Origin of the sequence: Streptomyces toyocaensis (assembly GCF_000725125.1) — a bacterium.
Lineage (GTDB): Bacteria > Actinomycetota > Actinomycetes > Streptomycetales > Streptomycetaceae > Streptomyces > Streptomyces toyocaensis.
The window spans coordinates 23,840-43,776 of the sequence record NZ_JFCB01000046.1 but is presented as its reverse complement, the minus strand read 5'-3'; the positions used below and the strand labels follow the sequence as shown (position 1 = coordinate 43,776).

General features: G+C 72.5%; 18 protein-coding genes and 1 riboswitch. Of the genes, 10 read left to right on the top strand and 8 right to left on the bottom strand.

Going from position 1 to position 19,937, the window contains the following annotated elements:
- Positions 1-3,205: DUF7902 domain-containing protein (locus BU52_RS30580; RefSeq protein WP_037940637.1), on the top strand; the 3,205-nt coding region annotated here is incomplete at its 5' end.
- A gap of 224 nt (positions 3,206-3,429) precedes the next feature.
- Positions 3,430-4,227, top strand: coding sequence for an SGNH/GDSL hydrolase family protein (locus tag BU52_RS30575; RefSeq protein WP_037940636.1), 798 nt, complete (start codon positions 3,430-3,432; stop codon positions 4,225-4,227).
- 58 nt (positions 4,228-4,285) lie between these two features.
- Here the strand turns inward: BU52_RS30575 and BU52_RS30570 are convergent, their stop codons facing one another.
- The 4 genes from BU52_RS30570 to BU52_RS30555 are packed head-to-tail and all read right to left on the bottom strand — an operon-like array spanning position 4,286 to position 6,993.
- Positions 4,286-5,122, bottom strand: coding sequence for an energy-coupling factor ABC transporter ATP-binding protein (locus tag BU52_RS30570; RefSeq protein WP_037940634.1), 837 nt, complete (start codon positions 5,120-5,122; stop codon positions 4,286-4,288).
- Complete coding sequence (gene cbiQ, locus BU52_RS30565) at positions 5,119-5,868, bottom strand: cobalt ECF transporter T component CbiQ (RefSeq protein WP_037940632.1); 750 nt, start codon at positions 5,866-5,868, stop codon at positions 5,119-5,121. Before cbiQ ends, BU52_RS30570 begins: the two co-directional genes overlap by 4 nt.
- 4 nt (positions 5,869-5,872) lie before the next feature.
- On the bottom strand, positions 5,873-6,286 hold the full coding sequence (locus BU52_RS30560; protein WP_037940631.1) for an energy-coupling factor ABC transporter substrate-binding protein: 414 nt from the start codon (positions 6,284-6,286) through the stop codon (positions 5,873-5,875).
- Positions 6,283-6,993, bottom strand: a complete 711-nt coding sequence (locus tag BU52_RS30555) for an energy-coupling factor ABC transporter permease (RefSeq protein ID WP_037940630.1) — start codon at positions 6,991-6,993, stop codon at positions 6,283-6,285. Before BU52_RS30555 ends, BU52_RS30560 begins: the two co-directional genes overlap by 4 nt.
- 30 nt (positions 6,994-7,023) lie before the next feature.
- A riboswitch (cobalamin riboswitch) is annotated at positions 7,024-7,206 on the bottom strand.
- A gap of 201 nt (positions 7,207-7,407) precedes the next feature.
- On the opposite strand from BU52_RS30555, the gene BU52_RS30550 reads away from it, so the two are divergent.
- From BU52_RS30550 to BU52_RS30530, 5 genes are all read left to right on the top strand, one after another.
- On the top strand, positions 7,408-8,997 hold the full coding sequence (locus tag BU52_RS30550; protein ID WP_037940629.1) for an ABC transporter substrate-binding protein: 1,590 nt from the start codon (positions 7,408-7,410) through the stop codon (positions 8,995-8,997).
- 20 nt (positions 8,998-9,017) lie between these two features.
- Complete coding sequence (locus tag BU52_RS30545; RefSeq protein ID WP_037940628.1) at positions 9,018-9,986, top strand: ABC transporter permease; 969 nt, start codon at positions 9,018-9,020, stop codon at positions 9,984-9,986.
- A 5-nt stretch (positions 9,987-9,991) separates the two neighbouring features.
- The gene (locus BU52_RS30540; protein ID WP_037940626.1) at positions 9,992-10,870 is read left to right on the top strand and encodes an ABC transporter permease; all 879 of its coding nucleotides are present in this window, start codon (positions 9,992-9,994) and stop codon (positions 10,868-10,870) included.
- Between the two features lie 89 nt (positions 10,871-10,959).
- Entirely contained in the window at positions 10,960-11,913 is a 954-nt protein-coding gene (locus BU52_RS30535; protein ID WP_037940662.1) for an ABC transporter ATP-binding protein, read from the top strand.
- Positions 11,906-12,595 carry an ABC transporter ATP-binding protein gene (locus BU52_RS30530; protein WP_051858728.1) on the top strand — a complete coding sequence of 230 codons (690 nt, stop codon included), beginning with the start codon at positions 11,906-11,908 and terminating at the stop codon, positions 12,593-12,595. Before BU52_RS30535 ends, BU52_RS30530 begins: the two co-directional genes overlap by 8 nt.
- 109 nt (positions 12,596-12,704) lie before the next feature.
- On the opposite strand, the gene BU52_RS30525 is transcribed toward BU52_RS30530, so the two are convergent.
- Positions 12,705-13,721: a hypothetical protein gene (locus BU52_RS30525; RefSeq protein ID WP_037940624.1), complete on the bottom strand. Its 1,017-nt coding sequence runs from the start codon at positions 13,719-13,721 to the stop codon at positions 12,705-12,707.
- Positions 13,722-13,967: 246 nt separating this feature from the next.
- Between BU52_RS30525 and BU52_RS30520 the strand changes: the two genes are divergently transcribed.
- Together BU52_RS30520 and BU52_RS30515 are read left to right on the top strand one after the other, a co-directional pair.
- A complete protein-coding gene (locus tag BU52_RS30520; RefSeq protein WP_037940620.1) occupies positions 13,968-14,477 on the top strand; it encodes a hypothetical protein in 510 nt (169 codons plus the stop codon).
- Between the two features lie 125 nt (positions 14,478-14,602).
- A complete protein-coding gene (locus tag BU52_RS30515) occupies positions 14,603-15,667 on the top strand; it encodes a tellurite resistance/C4-dicarboxylate transporter family protein (RefSeq protein WP_200881358.1) in 1,065 nt (354 codons plus the stop codon).
- A 62-nt stretch (positions 15,668-15,729) separates the two neighbouring features.
- Here the strand turns inward: BU52_RS30515 and BU52_RS30510 are convergent, their stop codons facing one another.
- On the bottom strand, positions 15,730-17,631 hold the full coding sequence (locus tag BU52_RS30510) for an SMI1/KNR4 family protein (protein WP_037940617.1): 1,902 nt from the start codon (positions 17,629-17,631) through the stop codon (positions 15,730-15,732).
- Positions 17,632-17,951: 320 nt separating this feature from the next.
- Between BU52_RS30510 and BU52_RS30505 the strand changes: the two genes are divergently transcribed.
- Positions 17,952-19,058 (top strand): PDDEXK family nuclease, encoded by a 1,107-nt coding sequence (locus BU52_RS30505; RefSeq protein ID WP_051858727.1) that lies wholly within the window; start codon positions 17,952-17,954, stop codon positions 19,056-19,058.
- Between the two features lie 83 nt (positions 19,059-19,141).
- Here BU52_RS30505 and BU52_RS30500 read toward each other — a convergent pair whose 3' ends face one another.
- Together BU52_RS30500 and BU52_RS30495 are read right to left on the bottom strand one after the other, a co-directional pair.
- The gene (locus BU52_RS30500) at positions 19,142-19,321 is read right to left on the bottom strand and encodes an ATP-binding protein (RefSeq protein WP_051858726.1); all 180 of its coding nucleotides are present in this window, start codon (positions 19,319-19,321) and stop codon (positions 19,142-19,144) included.
- A 141-nt stretch (positions 19,322-19,462) separates the two neighbouring features.
- Positions 19,463-19,933, bottom strand: coding sequence for a hypothetical protein (locus tag BU52_RS30495; protein WP_107061310.1), 471 nt, complete (start codon positions 19,931-19,933; stop codon positions 19,463-19,465).
- Positions 19,934-19,937 lie beyond the last annotated feature (4 nt).

Genomic DNA, 19,937 nt, shown 5'->3' with positions numbered 1-19,937 from the left:
GGACCTCGCCCGCATCGACGCACTGGCGGACGCGGCCGGCACGGACCTCGCCTCGTTCGGCCGGCGCGCGATCGCCTTCCTGGCCCGCGAGGACGCCTTCGCCGCCCACCAGGCGGGCCTCGAACGGCTGCACGCCGGCATCGACGCGATCGTCACCACCGCCGAGGCGGCCCCGCTCGCCGCCGGTCTCGACGAACTCGCCGACGGACTGCGCACGGTGACGGAGGTGGTCGCCGGACTCGACATCGCCGACGCCACCGTCCGCACGGCCGTGCTCGAACGGGTCGCCGACGCCATGGGCGGCGTCAACCGCGCCCGCGCCTCCCTCGACGCCCGTCGGCGCGGACTCCTCGACCGGGAGGCCCGCGCGGGGTTCGCCGCCGAGCTCGCCCTGCTCGGCCAGACGGTCACCGGTGCCCTCGCGGCGGCGGACGACCCCGAGGTGTGCGACGACCAGCTGACGCGGGTCCTGAGCCAGCTGGAGGCCCTGGAGTCACGCTTCGCGGAGTTCGACGACGTCCTCGGCGAACTCGCCGCCAGGCGCACCGAGATCTACGAGGCGTTCTCCGCCCGCAAGCAGAGCCTCACCGACGCCCGTGCCCGCCGCGCCGAACAGCTCGCCTCCGCCGCCGACCGCGTCCTCGGGACGATCGCCCGGCGCTCCGCCGCCCTCGCCGACACCGACGCGGTGAGCACCTTCTTCGCCTCCGACCCCCTCGTGGCCAAGGTCCGCCGCACCGCCGACGAGCTGCGCGCACTGGGCGACCGGGTACGGGCCGAGGAACTCGACGGCCGGCTGCGCTCCGCCCACGAGGACGCCGCCCGCGCCCTGCGCGACCGCACCGACCTCTACGCGGACGGCGGACGCACCATCCGTCTCGGCGCCCACCGCTTCGCCGTCTCCACGCAGCCCTTCGACCTGACCGTCGTCCCGCACGGCGACGGCCTCGCCCTCGCCCTCACCGGTACCGACTACCGCGCCCCCGTCACCGACCCCGCCCTCCTCGCCGACCGCCCCCTGTGGGACCGGCACCTGCCGTCCGAGTCGCCCGCGGTCCACCGCGCCGAACACCTCGCCGCCCGACTGCTTCACGAGCACGGACCCGACGCCCTGACCGGCGCCGACGACCTCGCCGCGCTGGTGCGCAAGGCCGCCGAGGAGGCGTACGACGAGGGTTACGAGCGAGGAGTCCACGACCACGACGCCACCGCGATCCTCACCGCCGTACTGCCCCTGTACGAGGGCGCCGGCACCCTGCGCCACGCCTCCGCGGCCCGCGCGCACGCCCTGCTGTACTGGGCGCACGGCACCACGGCCCGGGAGCGGGAGGACCTCACCCGCCGCGCCCGCTCCCTGGCCCGCGTCCGCGACGCCTTCGGCCCGCCGCCGGCGCTGGACGCGCTGCGCCACGAACTCGCCCGCGCCGTGCGGGAGTGGGACCGGGCCGTGGGGGAGCGGGACGAGAACGCCACCGTCCGCCCCGAATCCTGCGCCGCCTACCTCCTCGACGAACTGACCACCGGCCCCCACGGCTTCGTCATCAGCAGCCGTACCCGCACCCTCCTCGAAACCTTCCGCCGCACGGTCGCGACCGAGGCCTACGACGAGGACCTCCCCGCCCTGGCCGGCCTCACCGACCGCCGCCAGCTGGTCGAGGCATGGCTGACGGCCTACACCACCGCCACCGGTGACCACGTCACCCCCGGCGACCTCGCCGAGGCCGTCGCCGCCGAACTCTGCCCGGACGTGCCGCGTCACCCGTCGGACGCACCGCTGACCGTCACCGTCGAGGGCCTGATCTCCACCCACCCCCGGATCACCGGCCGCCGTCTGACCCTCCGCCTGGACGAGTTCCTGGAGCGCACCGCGGAGTTCAGGGCGCGCGACGTGCCCGCCTTCCGCGCCTTCCAGCGCCGCCGCACCGCCCTGGTGACCGCCGAGCGCGCCCGGCTGCGCCTGGACGACCACCGCCCCCGCGTGATGGCGCCGTTCGTCCGCAACCGGCTGGTCGACGAGGTCTACCTCCCGCTGGTCGGCGACAGTCTCGCCAAACAGCTCGGCACCACGGGCGGGTCCGCCGCCACCGGCACCGGGGGACTGCTGCTGCTCCTCTCCCCGCCCGGATACGGCAAGACGACCCTCATGGAGTACGTGGCCCACCGGCTCGGCCTGGTCATGGTGCGGATCAGCGGCCCGGCGCTCGGTCACGCGGTCACCTCGCTGGACCCGGCCGACGCGCCGAACGCCACCGCACGCCAGGAGGTCGAGAAGATCAATTTCGCGCTGGCCGCCGGCACCAACACCCTGCTCTGCCTCGACGACATCCAGCACACCTCGCCCGAACTGCTGCAGAAGTTCATCCCGCTGTGCGACGCCACGCGCCGGGTGGAAGGCGTGTGGGAGGGCGAGCCGCGGACCTACGACCTGCGCGGCAAGCGGTTCGCCGTCTGCATGTCCGGCAACCCCTACACCGAGTCCGGGGAGGTTTTCCGGATCCCCGACATGCTGGCCAACCGTGCCGACGTGTGGAACCTCGGCGACGTCCTCACCGGCAAGGAGGAAGTCTTCGCGCTCAGCTTCGTGGAGAACGCCCTCACCGCCAACCCGGTGCTCACCCCGCTCGCCTCCCGCGACCGCGCCGACCTGGAAGTGCTGATCCGCCTCGCCGGCGACGACCCCACGGCCCGCCCCGACCGCCTCGGTCATCCCTACGCGCCCGCCGAACTGGAGCGCGTCCTCGCGGTGTTGCGCCATCTGCTCACCGCCCGTCGTACGGTCCTCGCCGTCAACGCGGCCTACATCGCCTCCGCCGCCCAGTCCGACGACGCCCGCACCGAGCCGCCGTTCCGGCTCCAGGGCTCCTACCGCAACATGAACAGGATCGCCCAGCGGATCCAGCCCGTCATGAACGGCTCCGAACTGACCGCCGTCATCGAGGACCACTACACGGCCGAGGCCCAGACCCTCACCACCGGTGCCGAGGCGAACCTGCTCAAGCTCGCCGAACTGCGCGGCACGCTCACCCCCGCACAGGCGGCCCGCTGGGCCGGGCTCAAGGCCGCCCACGCCCGCACGCACGCCCCGACAGGCGCGAGCGGCTCGGGCGAGGACGCCCTGGCGCGTGCGGTCGCCGCCCTGACCCTCCTCGGCGACCGCGTCGCGGCCGTCGAGTCGGCCATCACCCGTGCGTCCGGCCGGAGTTAGCGGTCGCGGGCCCGAGCGACGCATGGGCCCGAGCGGCCCGATGTTCACCCGATCGATACGGGTCGCACGTTTATCTACGCGCGGAGCTCGCCCTGACGAACGATCATTCGGGCATACCGGATGACTTTTTTTCTGGGTGTTACCGAGCGGTACAGAGGGCTGCTACAACCTTGGTTGCTTCATGAACCTCTCCCCTGACCCTCACATTCGAAGGGCGGACTGCCGTGTCCGTGCGTTCTCTTGGGGCATACCTGGCAACCCTCGCGATGGGTGCCGCGGCCGTGCTCGGTCTGGCTCAGCCGGCTTCGGCCGCAGGCGGCAACTACGTCGCTCTCGGCGACTCCTACTCCTCCGGGGTGGGCGCGGGAAGCTACACCTCCGAAAGCGGTAGCTGCCTGCGCAGCACCAAGGCGTACCCGCAGCTGTGGGCGAACGCCAACGCCCCGTCGTCGTTCAGATTCGTCGCCTGCTCGGGCGCGACCACGTCGAGCGTGGCCTCCGGGCAACTGGGCGCGCTCAGCTCCTCCACCACGCTGGTCAGCGTCACCGCGGGCGGGAACGACGTCGGGTTCGCGGACGTCATGCAGACCTGCGTGCTGCAGAGCGAGGCCACCTGCGTCTCCCGCGTCAACACCGCCGTCTCGCAGATGCAGACCACGCTGCCCGGCAGTCTGGACTCGCTGTACAGCGGCATCCGCTCCCGGTCCCCGCAGGCACACGTCGTCGTCCTGGGATACCCGCGCTTCTACAAGCTGTCGGGGAGTTGCATCGCCGGCCTCACCGAGACCGAGCGCAGCGCGATCAACAACGCCTCGGACGTGCTGAACGGGGTCCTCGCGAAGCGGGCGGCCAACGCCGGGTTCTCCTTCTCGTCGGTGGTGGACGAGTTCACCGGTCACGAGATCTGCTCCGGTGACTCCTGGCTGCACAGCGTGGACTGGTTCAACATCGTCAACTCCTACCACCCGAAGGCGAGCGGCCAGTCCGGCGGATACCTGCCGGCCTTCCGCTCCGTGGCCTGACGGGAGTGCGCGTGCGGGGCCACCGTCCGCCGGACGGTGGCCCCGCACGCCGGCGCGGTCATCCGCCGCCCAGGGCGGCCACCAGTTCCTCCGCCGTGCGGGGGCCGGCCGCGGCGTCGGGCAACAGGTCGCAGGCGCGCAGCAGCCGGGCCGCCGCGACGCCCCAGGGCAGCCGCAGTCCCGCCGCCGCGAGAAGGTCCGTGCGGGCCAGCATGACGGCCGCGGGGCCGGTGTGCGCGCCCGACGGGGTGAGCAGGGCCGCGTCGTCGGCCCAGCGCAGGGCCAGGTCCACGTCGTGCGTCGCCATGACGACCGTGGTGCCGGTCCCGCGCAGTCCGTCGAGGGTGGTGAGCAGACGCTCCTGGCCGTCGGGGTCCAGGCCCGCCGTCGGCTCGTCCAGGATCAGGACACGGGGGCGCATGGCGACCGCGCCCGCGATCGCCGTCCGCTTGCGCTGCCCGTAGGACAGCAGGTGCGTGGGCCGGTCGGCGAGCGCGGTGATGTCGAGCGCCGCCAGCGCCTCCGCCACCCGCGCGCGCACCTGGGCGTCGGACAGGCCCAGGTTCAGTGGCCCGAACGACACGTCCTGACCCACGGACGCGGCGAACAACTGGTCGTCGGGGTCCTGCACCACCAACTGCACGGTGGTGCGCAGCGCCGTCAGCCCCTTCCTGTCGTACCGGACGGTCCGCCCCTCGACGGCCAACTCACCCCGGACAGGGCGCAGTCCACCGCTGAGCAGCCGCATCAGCGTCGTCTTGCCGCTGCCGTTGCGCCCCAGCAGCGCCAGCGCGCGCCCCTCGCGCACCTCGAAGTCGAGGCCGGTGAGCACGGGCGGGCCGTCCTCGTAGGCGAAGGACACGCCCCGCAGGGCCACCAGCACGGACTCGCTCACTTCAACGGCCTTTCCAGTACGAGGGTGAGGACGGTCAGCGCCGCCAGGAGCGCCACGCTCCACAGCGTGAACCGCACGGAGACACGGGCTTCGGGCACCAGCACGCGCAGGGTGCCGTCGTAACCGCGTCCGGCGAGACCGGTCTGCAGCCGCGCCGCCCGGTCGAAGGACCGGACGAACGCGGTCGCGCCCAGCCCGCCGAGGGACCGCCAGGTCGCCGCCCGGGTGGTGTGTCCGAGCCGGGCCGCCTGCGCCTGGCGGACGCGGTGCACCGAGTCGAGCAGCAGAAAGCTCATGCGGTACGTCACCAGCGCCACGTCCACGAGCGGCGCGGGCACCCCGGCGCGCACCAGACGCGGCAGCAGGTCCGACATCGGCGTGGTGAACGCGAACAGCAGCACGCCCAGCGAGGCCGCCGAGGTGCGCAGCAGCAACTCCCCGGCGCGCAGCGGCCCGTCCTCCGCCGGGGACACGAACCCCTCAGGACCGCCCACCTGCACCAGCAGCGTGAGCGCTCCGGTGACGCAGAAGCCCAGCGGCACCCGGTACGCCCGCCACAGCCGCCGCCCCGGCACGCCCGCCGGGCCCAGCAGCACCGCGAGCGCGGTCACCAGTACCAGGGCCGCGCCCGGCCAGGGCGGCAACGAGATCGCGAGCACGGTGAGGCCGAAGCCCAGTACGGCCTTGTCCACGGGATGACGGCGGCGCCAGCGACTGCCGTGCGCCGCCGCGTCGATCGGCAGCACGGGATCAGTCCCGCGACCCGGACGCGGCCCCGTCGCCGCCCGCACCGGCCCCGGTGTCCGCGCCCGCGGCGACGTCCCCGCCGGCAGCGCCCGCCGCGTCCCGCGACCGCGCCGACGCGCGCTCCTCGCCCTGCCGCCGCCCGCGCCGCAGCCCGAAGTAGTACGCCAGGGCGCCCGCGCCGATCGCCGCCTGCAGGGAGAACAGCGCCGACTCGATCTCCCCGGAAGGCGGTTCGTACAGCGGCGAGAACCACGGCTCGTAGTCCGGGTCGATCTCGGTGATCGCGGTCTCCGCCTCGCCGTCGGCGCCGGTGAACGGCTCCTCCTTGTGGTCGCCGAGCCCGAGCACCAGCGGCAGCACCGCCAGCGCCGCCACGGCGAGCAGCAGCAGGCCGTTGATCCTCGCGTTGCGGCTCATCGGCTCACCGCCCCGGCCGACTCCGCCCGCTTCCGACCGGTCGCCGAGGTGACGAGCACCCCGAGCCGGGTCAGTTCCCCCCGGCTGGACTGCACGAGCATCCGCATCACCAGCACGGTCAGCAGCCCCTCGCTCACCGCCAGCGGGATCTGCGTGACGGCGAAGATGGAGCCGAACTTGCCCAGCGCGCCCAGGAATCCGCTGCCCGGGTCGGGAAAGGCGAGCGCCAGCTGCACGCTCGTCACGCAGTACGTCGACAGGTCGGCGACGAACGCGGCGGAGAACACCGAGACCATCAGCGGCACGTCGTACCGGCGCAGCAGCCGGTAGACGCCGTACCCGGCCCACGGGCCGACGATCGCCATCGAGAAGACGTTGGCGCCCAGCGTGGTCAGCCCGCCGTGGGCGAGCAGCAGCGCCTGGAACAGCAGGGTGATGGTGCCCAGCACCGCCATCACCGGCGGCCGGAACAGGACGGCGCCGAGTCCGGTGCCGGTGGGGTGGGAGCAACTCCCGGTCACCGAGGGCAGTTTCAGTGCGGACAGGACGAACGCGAAGGCCCCCGAAGCGCCGAGCAGCAGGGTGCTCTCGGGGTGTTCCCTCACTTCACGGGTGAGCGACCGGGCTCCGTGGACGACGAACGGCGCCGACGCGACGCCCCAGGCGACCGCGTGCGCCGGAGGCAGAAAACCCTCGGCTATGTGCATGGCTCAGCAGACCCTCTCCAGCACCTCGTGGATGGTTGACGCGCCTTGGCCGGTCTCCTGGCTGACGGGTACCACCGCCCGTGCTCCGCCTTCCCGGGTCCTTGCGAACCCAGTGGCTGCCCGTGAGGGCCGGAGCCGGACTTCCCGATCACAGTGGCGAGGGCCGCACCGGTATCGCACCGATTTCCCGTCACCAAGGCGTGGTGACAGTAGTGCCCGCAGCGGCCCGGTGACAAGCGGTCACGGGGGCGCGCGGACGGCGCCCGGCGGCTCACGGCGCGGCGCACACCTGCGCACTTGACACGAGCGGTGACGCCCGCAGGGGCGGGGGACCGAGGAGCCGCCGTCCCGGGCGGGGTCTTGCTGCGTCTAATATGCAACAGCGACAAGCATGCAACAAGGATGTGAGGTTCGATGACGACCCGACGCATACGGGGGGCCGCCGCCGTGCTGGCGGCGGCCGGTGCCGTCGCCGCCTGTTCGGCTCCGGGTGACGGCGGGGCGGACGGCGGCGCGGCCGCCGAATCCGTCGTGATCGGGGTCTCCTCCGAGCCGGACACGCTCAGTCCCCTGCTCGGCTACGGCAAGGACGGCAACTCCAAGATCTTCGACGGACTCCTCGCCCGGAACGCCGACCTGAGCCTCGAGCCCGCGCTCGCGAAGGCGCTCCCCGCGGTGACGGACGGCGGCCGCACGTACACGTACACCCTGCGCGAGGGCGTGACGTTCAGCGACGGCGAGCCGCTCACCGCCGACGACGTGGTGTTCACGTACCGCACCGTGCTGGACGACAGGACCAACAACCCCGCCCGGAGCGAACTCGACGCGATCAAGGAGGTCAGCGCGGTCGGCGACGACAAGGTCGTCTTCACCCTGGACCACCCCTACGCGGCGTTCGCCGCCCGCACGGTGCTGCCCGTCGTCCCCGAGCACATCGCCGGGAAACAGGACCCCAACACCGGCGCCTTCAACACCGAACCGGTCGGCACCGGCCCCTACGTCCTCACCGGCTGGAGCAAAGGAGAAAAGCTCACCTTCAAGGCCAATCCGGACTACTGGGGCGGCGCCCCGAAGGTGAAAAAGCTCACCATGGCGATCATCGCCGACGACGACGTCCGCGCCACCCGCCTGCGCTCCGGCGACCTCGACGGCGCCATCCTGCCCCCCCGTCTCGCCGCCACCTTCCAGGGCGACGAGGACAAGGTGACGTACCGGGCGACGACCTACGACGTCCGCGCCGTCACCCTGCCCACCGGGAACCCGGTCACCGGCGACACCGCGATCCGGCGGGCCCTGGACCTCGCCGTGGACCGCGAAGCCATGGTCGAGGGGATCCTCGACGGCGCCGGCCGCCCCGCCTACGGCCCGCTCCCGGTCGACGACCCCTGGTTCGCCAAGGACGTCGAACGCTCCCAGGACCTCGCCGAAGCGGGGCGCATCCTGGACCGGGCCGGCTGGAGGGCCGGCCAGGACGGCGTCCGCGCCAAGGACGGCCGCCGCGCCCGCTTCACCCTGTACTACCCCTCCGGCGACAAGGTCCGCCAGGACCACGCCCTCGCCTACGCCTCCGACGCCAAGAAGGCCGGCATCGACGTCGAGGTGGAGAGCGCCACCTGGGAGGTCATCGAGCCCCGGATGAAGCAGGACGCCGTGCTCGCGGGCTTCGGCAGTACCGGCGACCCCGACTTCGGCCTCTACACCCTGCTGCACTCCTCCCTCGCCGGCGACGGCTTCAACAACATGGCCCGCTACGACAACCCGGCCGTGGACGAGGCCCTCGACACCGGCCGGCGCAGCCAGGACGCCGAGGCCCGCGAGGCCGCCTACGACGACCTCCAGCGCGAACTCGCCAAGGACCCCGGCTACACCTTCCTCACCCACATCGACCACCTGTACGTCCTCACCGACCGCTGGAAGGACCTCACCACCCAGACCGAACCGCACGAGCACGGCTTCGCCGGCGGACCGTGGTGGAACGCCGAGGACTGGCAGCCCCGGACATGACAGGCGGCCCCTGGGGAGCGATGGCACGGCTCACGGCACGGCGTGCCCTGTACGCCGTGCCGGTGCTCCTGATCGTCACCTTCGGCGTGTTCGCGGTGGCCGCCGCCTCCCCCTTCGACCCCGTCAAGGCCTACGCGGGCACCGCCGCGCTCGGCGCCGACCGGGAGACCCTGGACCGGCTGCGGGAGAACCTCGGCGTGGACCGGCCGTTCACCGCCCGCTGGTGGGACTGGCTGACCTCCGCGCTCGGCGGTGACTTCGGCCAGTCCACCGTCATGCGGCAGCCCGTGGCCGAGGTCGTCGGCGAACGCCTGGTCTGGTCGGCGCTGCTGTGCGCCGTGGCGTTCGCCGTCGCCGTCCTGCTCGGCACCGTGCTCGGCGTGCTCGCCGCCCGCCGCCCCGGCTCCCTCCTCGACCGCGCGGTCACCTCCCTCGCGTACTCCCTGGAGGCGGCCCCGGTCTTCTGGATCGCCCTGCTCGCCGTCTGGCTGTTCGCCCTCCAACTGGACGTCCTCCCGGCCGGCGGCCTCACCGACGCCGGCAGCGACCGGGTCACCGCCGGACAGGTCACGAGCCACCTGATCCTGCCCGCCGGTGTTCTCGCCGTCTCCCAGCTGCCGTGGTTCACCCTCTACGTCCGTCAGGGCGTCGGCGACGCCCTCGCCGAGGACCCGGTGCGCGGGGCCAGGGCCCGCGGCCTGAGCGAGCGCACCGTCCTGCTCGGTCACGCCCTGCGCTGCGGACTGCTGCCCGTGCTCACCCTGATCGGCTCCCGCGTCCCCGAACTCATCACCGGTGCCCTGCTGGTGGAGAGCGTCTTCAGCTGGCCGGGCATCGCGGCGGCCACCGTGGAGGCGGCCACCGCCGTCGACTTCCCGCTGCTGGCCGCGCTCACCACCCTCGCCACCGCCGCCGTCCTCGCCGGAAACCTGCTCGCCGACCTGCTCTACGGCCTGATCGACCCGAGGGTGAAGCTGAATGAGATGTGACCCCCATGGCTGACGTCACCGCGGTGACGGCGTCGCGCACGCACGGTGCCGCCCGCCGCTCCACCCACACCCTCCGCCTGCGCGTGTCCGCCGCCCTGATCGCCGTGGCGGTCCTCGCGGTCCTGCTGGTACCGCCGCTGGTACGGCTCGACCAGCAGGCCGTCGACCTCGCGGCCGAACTCCTGCCCCCCAGTCCGACCCACCCCTTCGGCACCGACGACATGGGCCGCGACCTGCTCCTGCGCTGCGTCCACGGGCTCAGGGTGTCCCTGCTGGTGGGTGTCGTGGCCGCGTTCACCGCCACCCTGATCGGCACAGCCGTCGGCGCCACCGCCGGGGCGCTGGGCGGCTGGGCCGACCGGATGGTCATGCGCATGGTCGACACCCTGTCCTCCGTCCCCCACCTGCTGCTGGGCATCTTCGTCGTCGCCATGTTCCGGCCCGGCGTCTGGCCGGTGGTGGTCTCCGTCGCCCTCACCCACTGGCTGTCCACCGCCCGGATCGTCCGCGCCGAGGTCCTCTCGCTGCGCTCCCGCCCCTACATCGACGCGGCCGTCTCCGGCGGCGCCTCCCGGTGGCGGGTGACGGTGCGCCACCTGCTGCCCGCCGTACTGCCCCAGGCGGGTCTCGCCGCGGTCCTGATGGTCCCGCACGCCATGTGGCACGAGTCGGCCCTGTCGTTCCTGGGGCTGGGCCTGCCCACCCACACGGCGAGCCTCGGCACCCTCATCCAGGATGCCCGCGGCTCGCTGCTCGCCGGGCAGTGGTGGCCGACCCTCTTCCCCGGCCTGTTCCTGATCATCCCCACCCTCGCCGTCGCCGGCCTCGCCGGCGTCTGGCGCGAGCGGATCAACCCCCGCCGCCGATCGGAGCTGATGCTGTGACCGAGCGACCTCCCGCACGGGCGGCCGAAGCCGCGCCCGAGCCGCCTGCCGCGTCGGCGGTCGACGCCGCGCCGGCCGAGCGGCCTCCCGTGCTGTCGGTCCGCGGACTGTCCGTGCGTTTCCTGCTGCCGGGCGGGCGCCGGATCGCCGCCGTCACCGACGCGCGGTTCGACGTGGCACCCGGCGAGTGCCTCGTCCTGATCGGCGAGAGCGGCTGCGGCAAGTCCGTCCTGGCCTCCGCCCTGCTGGGGCTGCTGCCCGCCAACGCGCAGACCTCGGGCGGCGCGCTGCTCGGCGAGCTGGACCTGCTGACCGCCGGTGAACCCACGCTCGCCCGCACGGTACGGGGCCGCCGCGTCGGCCTCATCCCGCAGAGCCCCGCCGCGCACCTCACCCCCGTACGCACCATCCGATCCCAGATGGAGGAGACGGTCGCCCAGCTCACCGGCGTCCGGGGACGCGCGGCTCTGCGCTCGGCGGCCGAACGGGCCGCCGCACGCGCCGGTTTCCCGAGGGACCACCTCGACCGGCACCCCCACGAGCTCTCCGGCGGCCTCGCCCAGCGGGCCGCCACCGCCCTCGCCCTCATCGGCGACGCACCCCTGCTGCTGGCCGACGAACCCACCACCGGGCTGGACCGCGACCTGGTCGACCACACCGTCGACGAACTGCGCCGCCACATCGACGCCGACCGCGCCCTGCTGATGATCACGCACGACCTGGCAGCGGCGGAGCGCATCGCCGACCGGGTCGCGGTCATGTACGCGGGCCGCATCGTCGAACTGACCGGGGCGGACACCTTCTTCGGCTCCCCGGGCCCCCGCCACCCCTACAGCCGGGGCCTGCTGGAGGCCCTCCCGGACCGGTCCTTCACCCCGATCCCCGGACTGCCCCCCGAACTGGGCGGCCTCCCCGACGGCTGTGCCTTCGCCGCCCGCTGCGACCGCGCCACGGACGCCTGCACGGCGCTCCCGCCCTTCACCGGCCCGGTCGCCTGCCACCATCCGCTTCCGGCCCCCACCCCGGAGGACCTCCGTGCTTGAACTGCGCGACGTCACCGCCGGCTACGACCGCCGCGCCCCCGTCGTACGGAACGCGACCCTCACCGTCGCCCCCGGCGAGGCCGTGGGCCTGCTGGGCCCCAGCGGCTGCGGCAAGTCCACCCTCGCCAGGGTCACCGCCCTCCTCCACCGCCCGGACTCCGGGCACGTCGTCCTCGACGGCGCCCCCGTACACCGCTACCGCCACCGCGCACCCCGCGCCCAGCGCACCGCCGTCGGCGTGGTCTTCCAGCAGCCCCGACTCTCCGCCGACCCCCGCCTGCGCCTCACCGACCTGATCGCGGAACCCCTGCGCGCGACGGGCCGGCGCTCCTCGGTCCCCGAGCGCGTGGCCGAACTCGCCGGCACCGTCGGCCTGACCCCCGACCTGCTCACCCGCCGCCCCCACGAGGTGAGCGACGGGCAGCTCCAGCGCGCCTGCCTGGCCCGCGCGCTGGTGCTGCGCCCCCGCTGGCTCGTCTGCGACGAGATGACGGCGATGCTGGACGCGTCGACGACGGCGGCGCTGGTGCGTGCCGTCGAGGACTACCGCACCGCGACGGGAGCCGGCCTGCTGGCGGTCGGCCACGACCGGCTCCTGCTGAACCGGTGGTGCGACCGCACGGTCCACTGGGACACGGTCACGCCGAAGCGTGCGCCGATGCCGGTCCGGACGCCCGGCTGAACGGAGCCGCCCTTCGCGACGGTCCGCTGCCGTCCGGCGAGGACACGGCCCGGCCGGGCACGGCGTCCCGGTCCGGTGCGCGGACCGGGACGCGGCTGACGGCGGGCCCTCAGCCCTGCGGGTAGTCCTCCACGAACCCGTCCTCGCCGAACCCCTCGTCCCCGAACGCGGCCCCGGCGCCGCCCAGGAGGCTGTCCATGATCTCGTCCATGTGCACCTCGGTGGCTCCCGCCGGAGCCGTGGCCTTCTCACCCCTGCCCACGCGCAGCACCAGCGCGAGCTTCTTGACCTTCGCCGTCTCCGCCAGCTTCGCCAGGTCCAGGGACACCTCGGTCAGCTCGCCGTTCTTCAAGGTGAAGTCCGCCGTGACCTTCTCGTTCGGAGCGCCCGCGAAGTCCTTGGCCGTCGGCAGTTCGGCCCCCGCCGGCAGTTCCTTCTGCACCGGGCGCAGCTCGTCGAACAGCTCGGTCATCAGCGTGCGGAAGGGGGCCGTGGCCTTGATGTGCTCGGTGCCGTCCGACCCGCCGGACGTCGTGAAGTCGACCTCCTGGGCGACGACCTGGCGCAGCGCCTTCACCAGCTTCTTCTGTGTCTTGGCGTCGAGGGTGGGCTCCGCCGAGGGCTCACCGGCCCCGCCGTCCTCCGCCCCCGACATCCGCTCGCGGTTCTCCTCCAGCTCCTTCGTCGACACCTTGAGCCACTCACCGGCGAGGAGTTTCTTGAACGCACCAGCGCTGTCGGGCAGTTCGTCGGCCGACGGCATGGGGCTGCCGGACATCCTCCCGAGCGCCTCCGCGTCGACGCGGAGGTAGGTCCAGTCGCCGACCAGCCGGTACTCGAAGAGATCACCGTCGGTGCCGCTGAACTTCATCACCATGGCGCTGATGTCCGTCTCGACGGACTTCTCCAGCGGCTTCTTCGACTGGACGGAGACGGAGATCCGCGCGTCGCTGAGCAGTTCGGCGACCTCGTCGGGCATCTCCTCGCCCGGCTCGGCCAACTCGGCGTCCAGCGCCTTCAGCGACGCGACGTCGGTGTCCAGGTCCAGCTCGAAGCTGAGGGAACGCTCCTCACCGAGCCTGTCGAAGGCCTGGTCGAGCTTCTGCCCGGCGGACAGGTTCTCCACGGTGCCGCAGGCGGCGGAACCGGCCAGGACCGCGGTGGCGACGGCGGTGGCGGTCAGGGTCTTGCGTATGGCGGAAATGACGGTCTCCTCGTGAATGCGACCAGAGCGGTCACCCGTAAGACCGATCCTCGACCCGAACGGTTGTACGCGACAACCGAATTGATCCCCGATTGCCCCGCACGACCGGGCGTCCGCAGTGCTGCGGCGGCGACATCGAATCAACCGCTGACGGGCATACCTGAAAGCATGTCCACCCATGCGACCGCATCATCCGGGGTCCAGGTCTGCTCGCTGAAGCGGGACACCCCGCAGTCCATCCCCGCGAACAGCCCCTACACCGTCATCAGGTTCCCGTTCGGGGCCGCCGAGTCCACCGACCGCTTCGCCATGCACCAGGTCGAACAGCCGGACGGCTACGTGGTCACGAGCTGGGACACGGACGACCGCTCCGGGCTCATATGGCCCAGCACGGCCGGCTGGGGCACGCTGTACGCGATGATCCAGTGGGAGGCGGGAGGGTACGACGAACTGCGGGACCAGTTCGTCCGGGACCCGCTCGGCCTCACCCCGTCGCCCAACGACACCACGGCGACGGAACACCGGCCGCCCAGCCCCGGCATGCAGTGCTGGACGAAGCAGTGGGGCCTCTTCGTCGACCCGGCCGTCCCCCTGGCCCTCCGCGCCACCCATGACGACACGGTGGCCCGCAAGATCGTCCTGGCGGAGTTCAAACTCGTCATCCACGAGGCCGCCTGACGGTACGGCCCGACGGCCCGGCCCGCCTCCGGGCCGCGCGCGTCCGTGCGCCTCCGTGTGCGTCCGTGCGCACGGAGGACCGGAGGTCCCCGGGCGGCGGAGCCCCGTTCGCATACGGTGCCTGGGTGCTCTCCACGTCCCCGCCCCCGTCCTCCCGACTCGCCGGACTGACACCGGCGCGTCTGTCCCCCGGGTACTTCGCCCTCGTCATGGCCACCGGCATCCTCTCCGTCGGCTGCCAACTGCGCGGCTGGACCCTGCCGGCCCAGTCGCTGCTCCTGCTCACCGGCGCCGAGTACGCCCTGCTGGTGGTCCTCACCATCTGGCGTTTCGTCGCGCACCGCCGTGAACTCGCCGCGGACGCCCACGACACCCGTAAGGCGTTCCTCTTCTTCACCTTCGTGGCGGGCACCGACGTCTTCGCCGTCGGCCTGGCAGGCCAGGGCCACTTCGTCCCCGCCGCCGTCCTCCTCGTGACCGCCGCGCTCACCTGGCTGGTCCTCGGCTACACCATTCCCTGGGCGGCGGTCCTCGGCCGCAGCGAACGCCTGGTCGTGGCGGCCGCCAACGGAACCTGGTTCGTCTGGGTGGTCGCCAGTCAGTCGGTCGCCGTGGCCGCCGCGACCCTGGAACCCCACTACGAGGCCGCACGCCAGGGGCTGGCCGTCGTCGCGGTCTTCTCCTGGTCGGTCGGCTGCGTCCTCTACGCCGCGTCCGCGATCTTCGTCTCGCTCCGCCTGATGCTGTACCCCCTCGAACCGCGCGAGCTCGACCCGCCCTACTGGGTCTCCATGGGCGCGGTCGCCATCACCGTGGTCGCGGGCGCGCGCATCGTGGAGATGGAGAGCGCCCCCATGGTCGACGCGGTGCGGGGTCTGGTGGCGGGCATGTCGGTCGTCTTCTGGTGCTTCGCGACCTGGCTCGTCCCCGTCCTGATCGCGGTCGGCGTCTGGCGCCACCACGTCCACCGGGTGCCCCTCACCTACGAGCCCACCTGGTGGAGCATCGTCTTCCCCCTCGGCATGTACGCCGTCGCCGGCATGTACCTCGGCCGGGCCGACGACCTCCCCATCGTGGAATGGATCGGCCAGGCCTGGCTCTGGGTCGCCCTCACCGCCTGGACCACGGTCTTCCTGGCGATGCTCCGCACCGTGGTCACGACCAGGGGGCGGGAGCCCGAGCGGACCTGATCCGCCGGAGGGCCGCGGAGCCCGGTGCCGGCCCGGCACCCACCCGCGCGCGTGCCCCCGCGTCACCGGCTCCCGACGCGGACGGTCACGTACGCGTACGCCTCACCCTCCCCAGGTGCGCGGTTCCAGGACCGCGTGGTCAGGTGCGGCAGGATTCCCTCGGTCAGCGCGTGCCGGGGCAGGGAGAGTCCGAACTCTCCCTCCAGCGCGGCCAGCAGGCACCGCTCGCGGTCGGCGTCGTCGACCCCGTTCAGGACCCGCTCCGGATCGAGGGCCGCGGGCACCTGCCCCGAGCGTTCGACGTCCGTGCCGCGCAGCGTGTACGCGTACAGCTCCTCACCCCGCTCGGCGACCGAGAGGTGGAACACCGCCGGGGTGTCGTCGCGACCGCGGCGTACCCACACCACCACCGCGCGTCCGCCGTGCGAGGCGCCGGCGGCCGGGGAGACGAAGAAGGTGCGGGGCTCCGACGTCCGCGGGGCCGTGTCGAAGCCGAACGCCCACCCGGAGCCCGTCCGGCCCACCGCCATCACGGCCCGGTCCTCCCACGGCGCCGAGTCGTCGCGCTGCCTGACGTCGTAGGGGAACCACCCGGCGGGACGGCTGGGCGGAGCGGTCAGGCCCGCACCCCCGTCCTCCCCGACCAGGCCGGGCAACGCCTCCGGCTCCGTGCCCTCCACCCACAGACATCGGTAGGAGCCGTGCGGGGCGTTCCACCGCTGGGGCCCCGCCAGCCAGCACAGCCCCGGCGGATCCAGGTCCGGCACCGGCTCGGGCACCGCGCCCGTACGGCCTGCCCGGGGCGTGGCCAGCAGCTCCAGCCCCCGCTCTCGCGTCACCACCGGCCCCAGGACCGGGTCGGCCAGCAGACCGAGCGGTGCCAGCAGCTCCGGCCCGGGCGGCGACCACGACGGCAGCGCGGCGCGGATCACCCGCCACGCGGTGTCCGTGTCCCCCCACCGCGCCGCCTCCCGCGCCTCGGCCACCGCCCGTCCGAAGGCGCCGTCCGGTGTGTAGCGATAGGAGCCGTCGCGCACCCGGGCGAGGATTTCGTCGGCGGATGCCTGGACGCCGTCGTCGGTCTCGGCGCCCAGTGCGAAAGGGCGGGCGGGACCGCCGGGACGGCTGTCCCGCACATGAGCGAGAGCCAGGACGGGCACCAGCTCGTCCGTACAGCGCGGATCGGCGACGAGCCCGCCGAAGCTCGCGTTCCTGGACCCGTAGCCCTGCGACAGCGTGTCGAGCTGTCGCAGCATCCCCCAGGCTCCCGGCCGCCCGTAGCGCTGCGCGTCGGCGAGCAGGTCCCGTGCGGCCTCCCACCTCCCGCTCAGCGCGTCCTCCCGCGCCCGCGCGACGTCGGCGTCCCGGGCGCGGGTGGTGTCGTTGACGAAGTCCGGGAGCTGCGCACGGTCGGCGTGGAAGGACTCGTACCGGCGCCGCATGTAGGCATGGAACGACGGATACCGGGCCGGGTACTCACCGCTCCAGCCGTGGTAGACGTACAGCGCCCACTCGCCGTCCTCGTCGGTGTCACCCGGGTCCAGCAGCGCGTAGGACATGTCGGAGTCGGTCTCCAGCTGCAGCGCGCGCTCCCACATCCCGGCGAGCAGCACCTGCTGCTCGGTCGCCCGCTCGTCCAGGCTCTCCCGGTACATCGGCGTCATGCCGAACGGATCCCCGAACCAGCCGATCTCGTGTGCCGCGCCCAGCCGGTAGATCGAATCGTCGTGCAGCCGCCAGCCGTTGCTCGCCAGGAGGAACGCCCGGTAGGACGGCGGCAGCCGGGTGCCCAGACGCCGCTCGGCGTCGGCCACCTCCGCCTCGGACGCCGGCGGCGACTCCAGTCTCAGCTCGGCGAGGGTCACGTCACCCTCCGCCAGCTCCATCGCCTCGTCCTCGCTCGGCACCCACTCGTCCCGCCAACGCCGCAGGAACGTACCCCAGTCGAACCCGTTGTCGTTCATGCGCCGATGGTGGCAGTCCTCACTGACATCGCCGCCCTGCGGGCTTCGGGGGGGGAAGTGCGCTCGGCAGGTGGCCGCCCGGCGGACGTGGCCATCGAGATCGCGCGCGATCGGGACGGCTCGGTGGTGGTGTTCCCCGCGCTGCCCGCCGAGGCATAGAACTGAGGAGAGGAGGGCGAGGTCGCGGCTCCGACGTGATCACGTGGGCCTGACAGGGAAAGCCCGCCCGATGGGTGCCGTCCTCGCCCAGAGCACGTGCTGGTGAGTGTTCTTCCGACATTCTGATGAGCAATCAGATGCGCGGCGCATAAGGTCACCCCATGGTGGGGTTGAGAACGCTGCAGGGGTACCTGCTCGAAGAGGTGCTCGCCTGGCTGCTGAGGTCCAGTGGATACCGTCTGCTGACGGAGGCGGACGACACGGCCAGGCCCCCGTGGAAGGTGCTGGAGAAGCGCAAACACGGGCTGGTGGTCCGGGGACGTGGGGCGTGGCACCAGGCGGACACTCTGGGGGAGTTCCCGTACGTCCCTCCGTTCTCGCTCCCGATCCGTCTGTTCGCCGAGGCCAAGTTCACCAGTTCGCCGGTCGGTCTCGCTGTCGTGCGTAACGGCCACGGTGTCGTGCACGATTTGAACGAAGGCGTCGTCACCACGCTGAGCAATGGCGCGGGCCCTCGGCGCCCGAGGACGCGCTACCACTACAGTTACGCGATCTTTTCCACGTCAGGGTTCACGCGGGACGCGCAGGAGTTCGCGCTGGCCCATCAGATCTCGCTCATCGATCTGTCCCTGTCTGACTTCAAGCCACTGTGCGAGCTGGTGAAGGACGCTGCCAAGTCGGTCTACGACGCGACCAAGTCGATGCCTCCGAGTCAGCGGCCCGCAGTGTACGAGATCCGCAACTACGTACGCCGCCACCTACTGGGCATGCACGAGGACCCCGTGCCCAGCTTCCCCTCGGTGACTCGTCCGCTCGACACGCTGGTGGCCGACCTGCAGTGTCTGTCGCTCGGACTCGCCCTCGCCTTTCCCGCGGCTCCTTTCGTCCTCGGGCTTGTCTCCGACGATCTCCAGCACTTCTTCAGATACGCGCGCGAACACCCCACTCACACGGTGCGCGTGCGCAGGAGCGAGCGGAAGGTAGGGCATCCCCTCTGGTCTCTCGAACCCCGCGAAGGGCGCGCCTACAAGCTGACCTTCAGCCTCCCGGAACACGTCGAGGACTGGATTCTCGACCAGGAAGAGGGGATCCGGTCCCGCACCCGTTGGACGGCGCGTGACCTGCTCTCCGCCATCACTCTCTACTGGGTCGACGACGGCCACACCCACACCTTCCGGCTTCACTACGACCCGGACGAGTTCCGTGAGGTCAGCGGGAGGCCCAGACCACCGTTCAGCGACTTCGACGAGATGTCCCACCTGTACTGATCCCGTGGGGGTTTGTTCGGTGTGATTGACGCCGTAGTACCGAAGCCGGGTGGGGAAGCCGGCACGGTTGGTTGGCGGAGTGATCAAGGAGTGCCGTCGAGCAGTTCCGCCCGGACGGTCTTGCCGCTTGGCGGGTAGGGGACGCACTCCCAGTGCTCGGCGAGGGCGGTGACGAGGGTCAGGCCGCGTCCGCCGGTGGGGAGCGGGTCGGGTCCGGCGGCCGTGGGGCGGGGGTGCGGGTGGAGGTCTCCGCCCTGCTGCACTTGACCTGCCCCATGCGCTCGTGGAGTGGGTCACCATGCTCATCGTCACCCGTGAGGGCGACCGGCGGGTTTCGAGACGGGCGTCGGAGGCCGCTCGCCTTGGCGGCTCCTGACGGAGGGGTCCCACCGATTTGGTTGGACTCAAGGGGATGCGAGGCTCGCGCGTGCTGCGGCCATGGAGGCGATCTTGTGTTCCTCGAGGTGCTCGTTGACCTCGACGTCGCCGGTCTCTCGCCACACCGCCTGGTTGAGTGCCCGACCGAATGTGTGCACAGGGGCGTGCAGGTCCGCGTCGCTGAGCAGCACGAGGTGCCGTTCAGCGATCCAAAGCCTGGTCATGACACCCGAAGCGGTACTGTTCCAGTCTTCGTCATCGCCCCAAGCCTCGGGACGGCTGTAGGCCGCCCGTTCGGCATCCTGGGCGCAGGCGATGAAGTCCTTGATCGCCTGCATCTGCTCTGCTCGGCGGGCCTCGCTGGTGGCCGCTGCCTGGCGGCGTTCCTCCAGCCGCTCGGCGGAGCGCTGAGTGGCGCGCTGGGAGAGCGCCGTCAAGGCGCCGCCGAGGGCGACGCCTGCGAGTGAAAAGATCGATGCCCACACTTCCATCGCCACGCGG

Coding starts and splice junctions, on each gene's coding strand:
- BU52_RS30560 (WP_037940631.1), bottom strand. CDS start 6,286: ATGAGCCGCAACGCGAGGATCAACGGCCTGCTGCTGCTCGCCGTGGCG.
- BU52_RS30555 (WP_037940630.1), bottom strand. CDS start 6,993: ATGCACATAGCCGAGGGTTTTCTGCCTCCGGCGCACGCGGTCGCCTGG.
- BU52_RS30550 (WP_037940629.1), top strand. CDS start 7,408: ATGACGACCCGACGCATACGGGGGGCCGCCGCCGTGCTGGCGGCGGCC.
- BU52_RS30545 (WP_037940628.1), top strand. CDS start 9,018: ATGGCACGGCTCACGGCACGGCGTGCCCTGTACGCCGTGCCGGTGCTC.
- BU52_RS30540 (WP_037940626.1), top strand. CDS start 9,992: ATGGCTGACGTCACCGCGGTGACGGCGTCGCGCACGCACGGTGCCGCC.
- BU52_RS30520 (WP_037940620.1), top strand. CDS start 13,968: ATGTCCACCCATGCGACCGCATCATCCGGGGTCCAGGTCTGCTCGCTG.
- BU52_RS30510 (WP_037940617.1), bottom strand. CDS start 17,631: ATGAACGACAACGGGTTCGACTGGGGTACGTTCCTGCGGCGTTGGCGG.
- BU52_RS30505 (WP_051858727.1), top strand. CDS start 17,952: ATGGTGGGGTTGAGAACGCTGCAGGGGTACCTGCTCGAAGAGGTGCTC.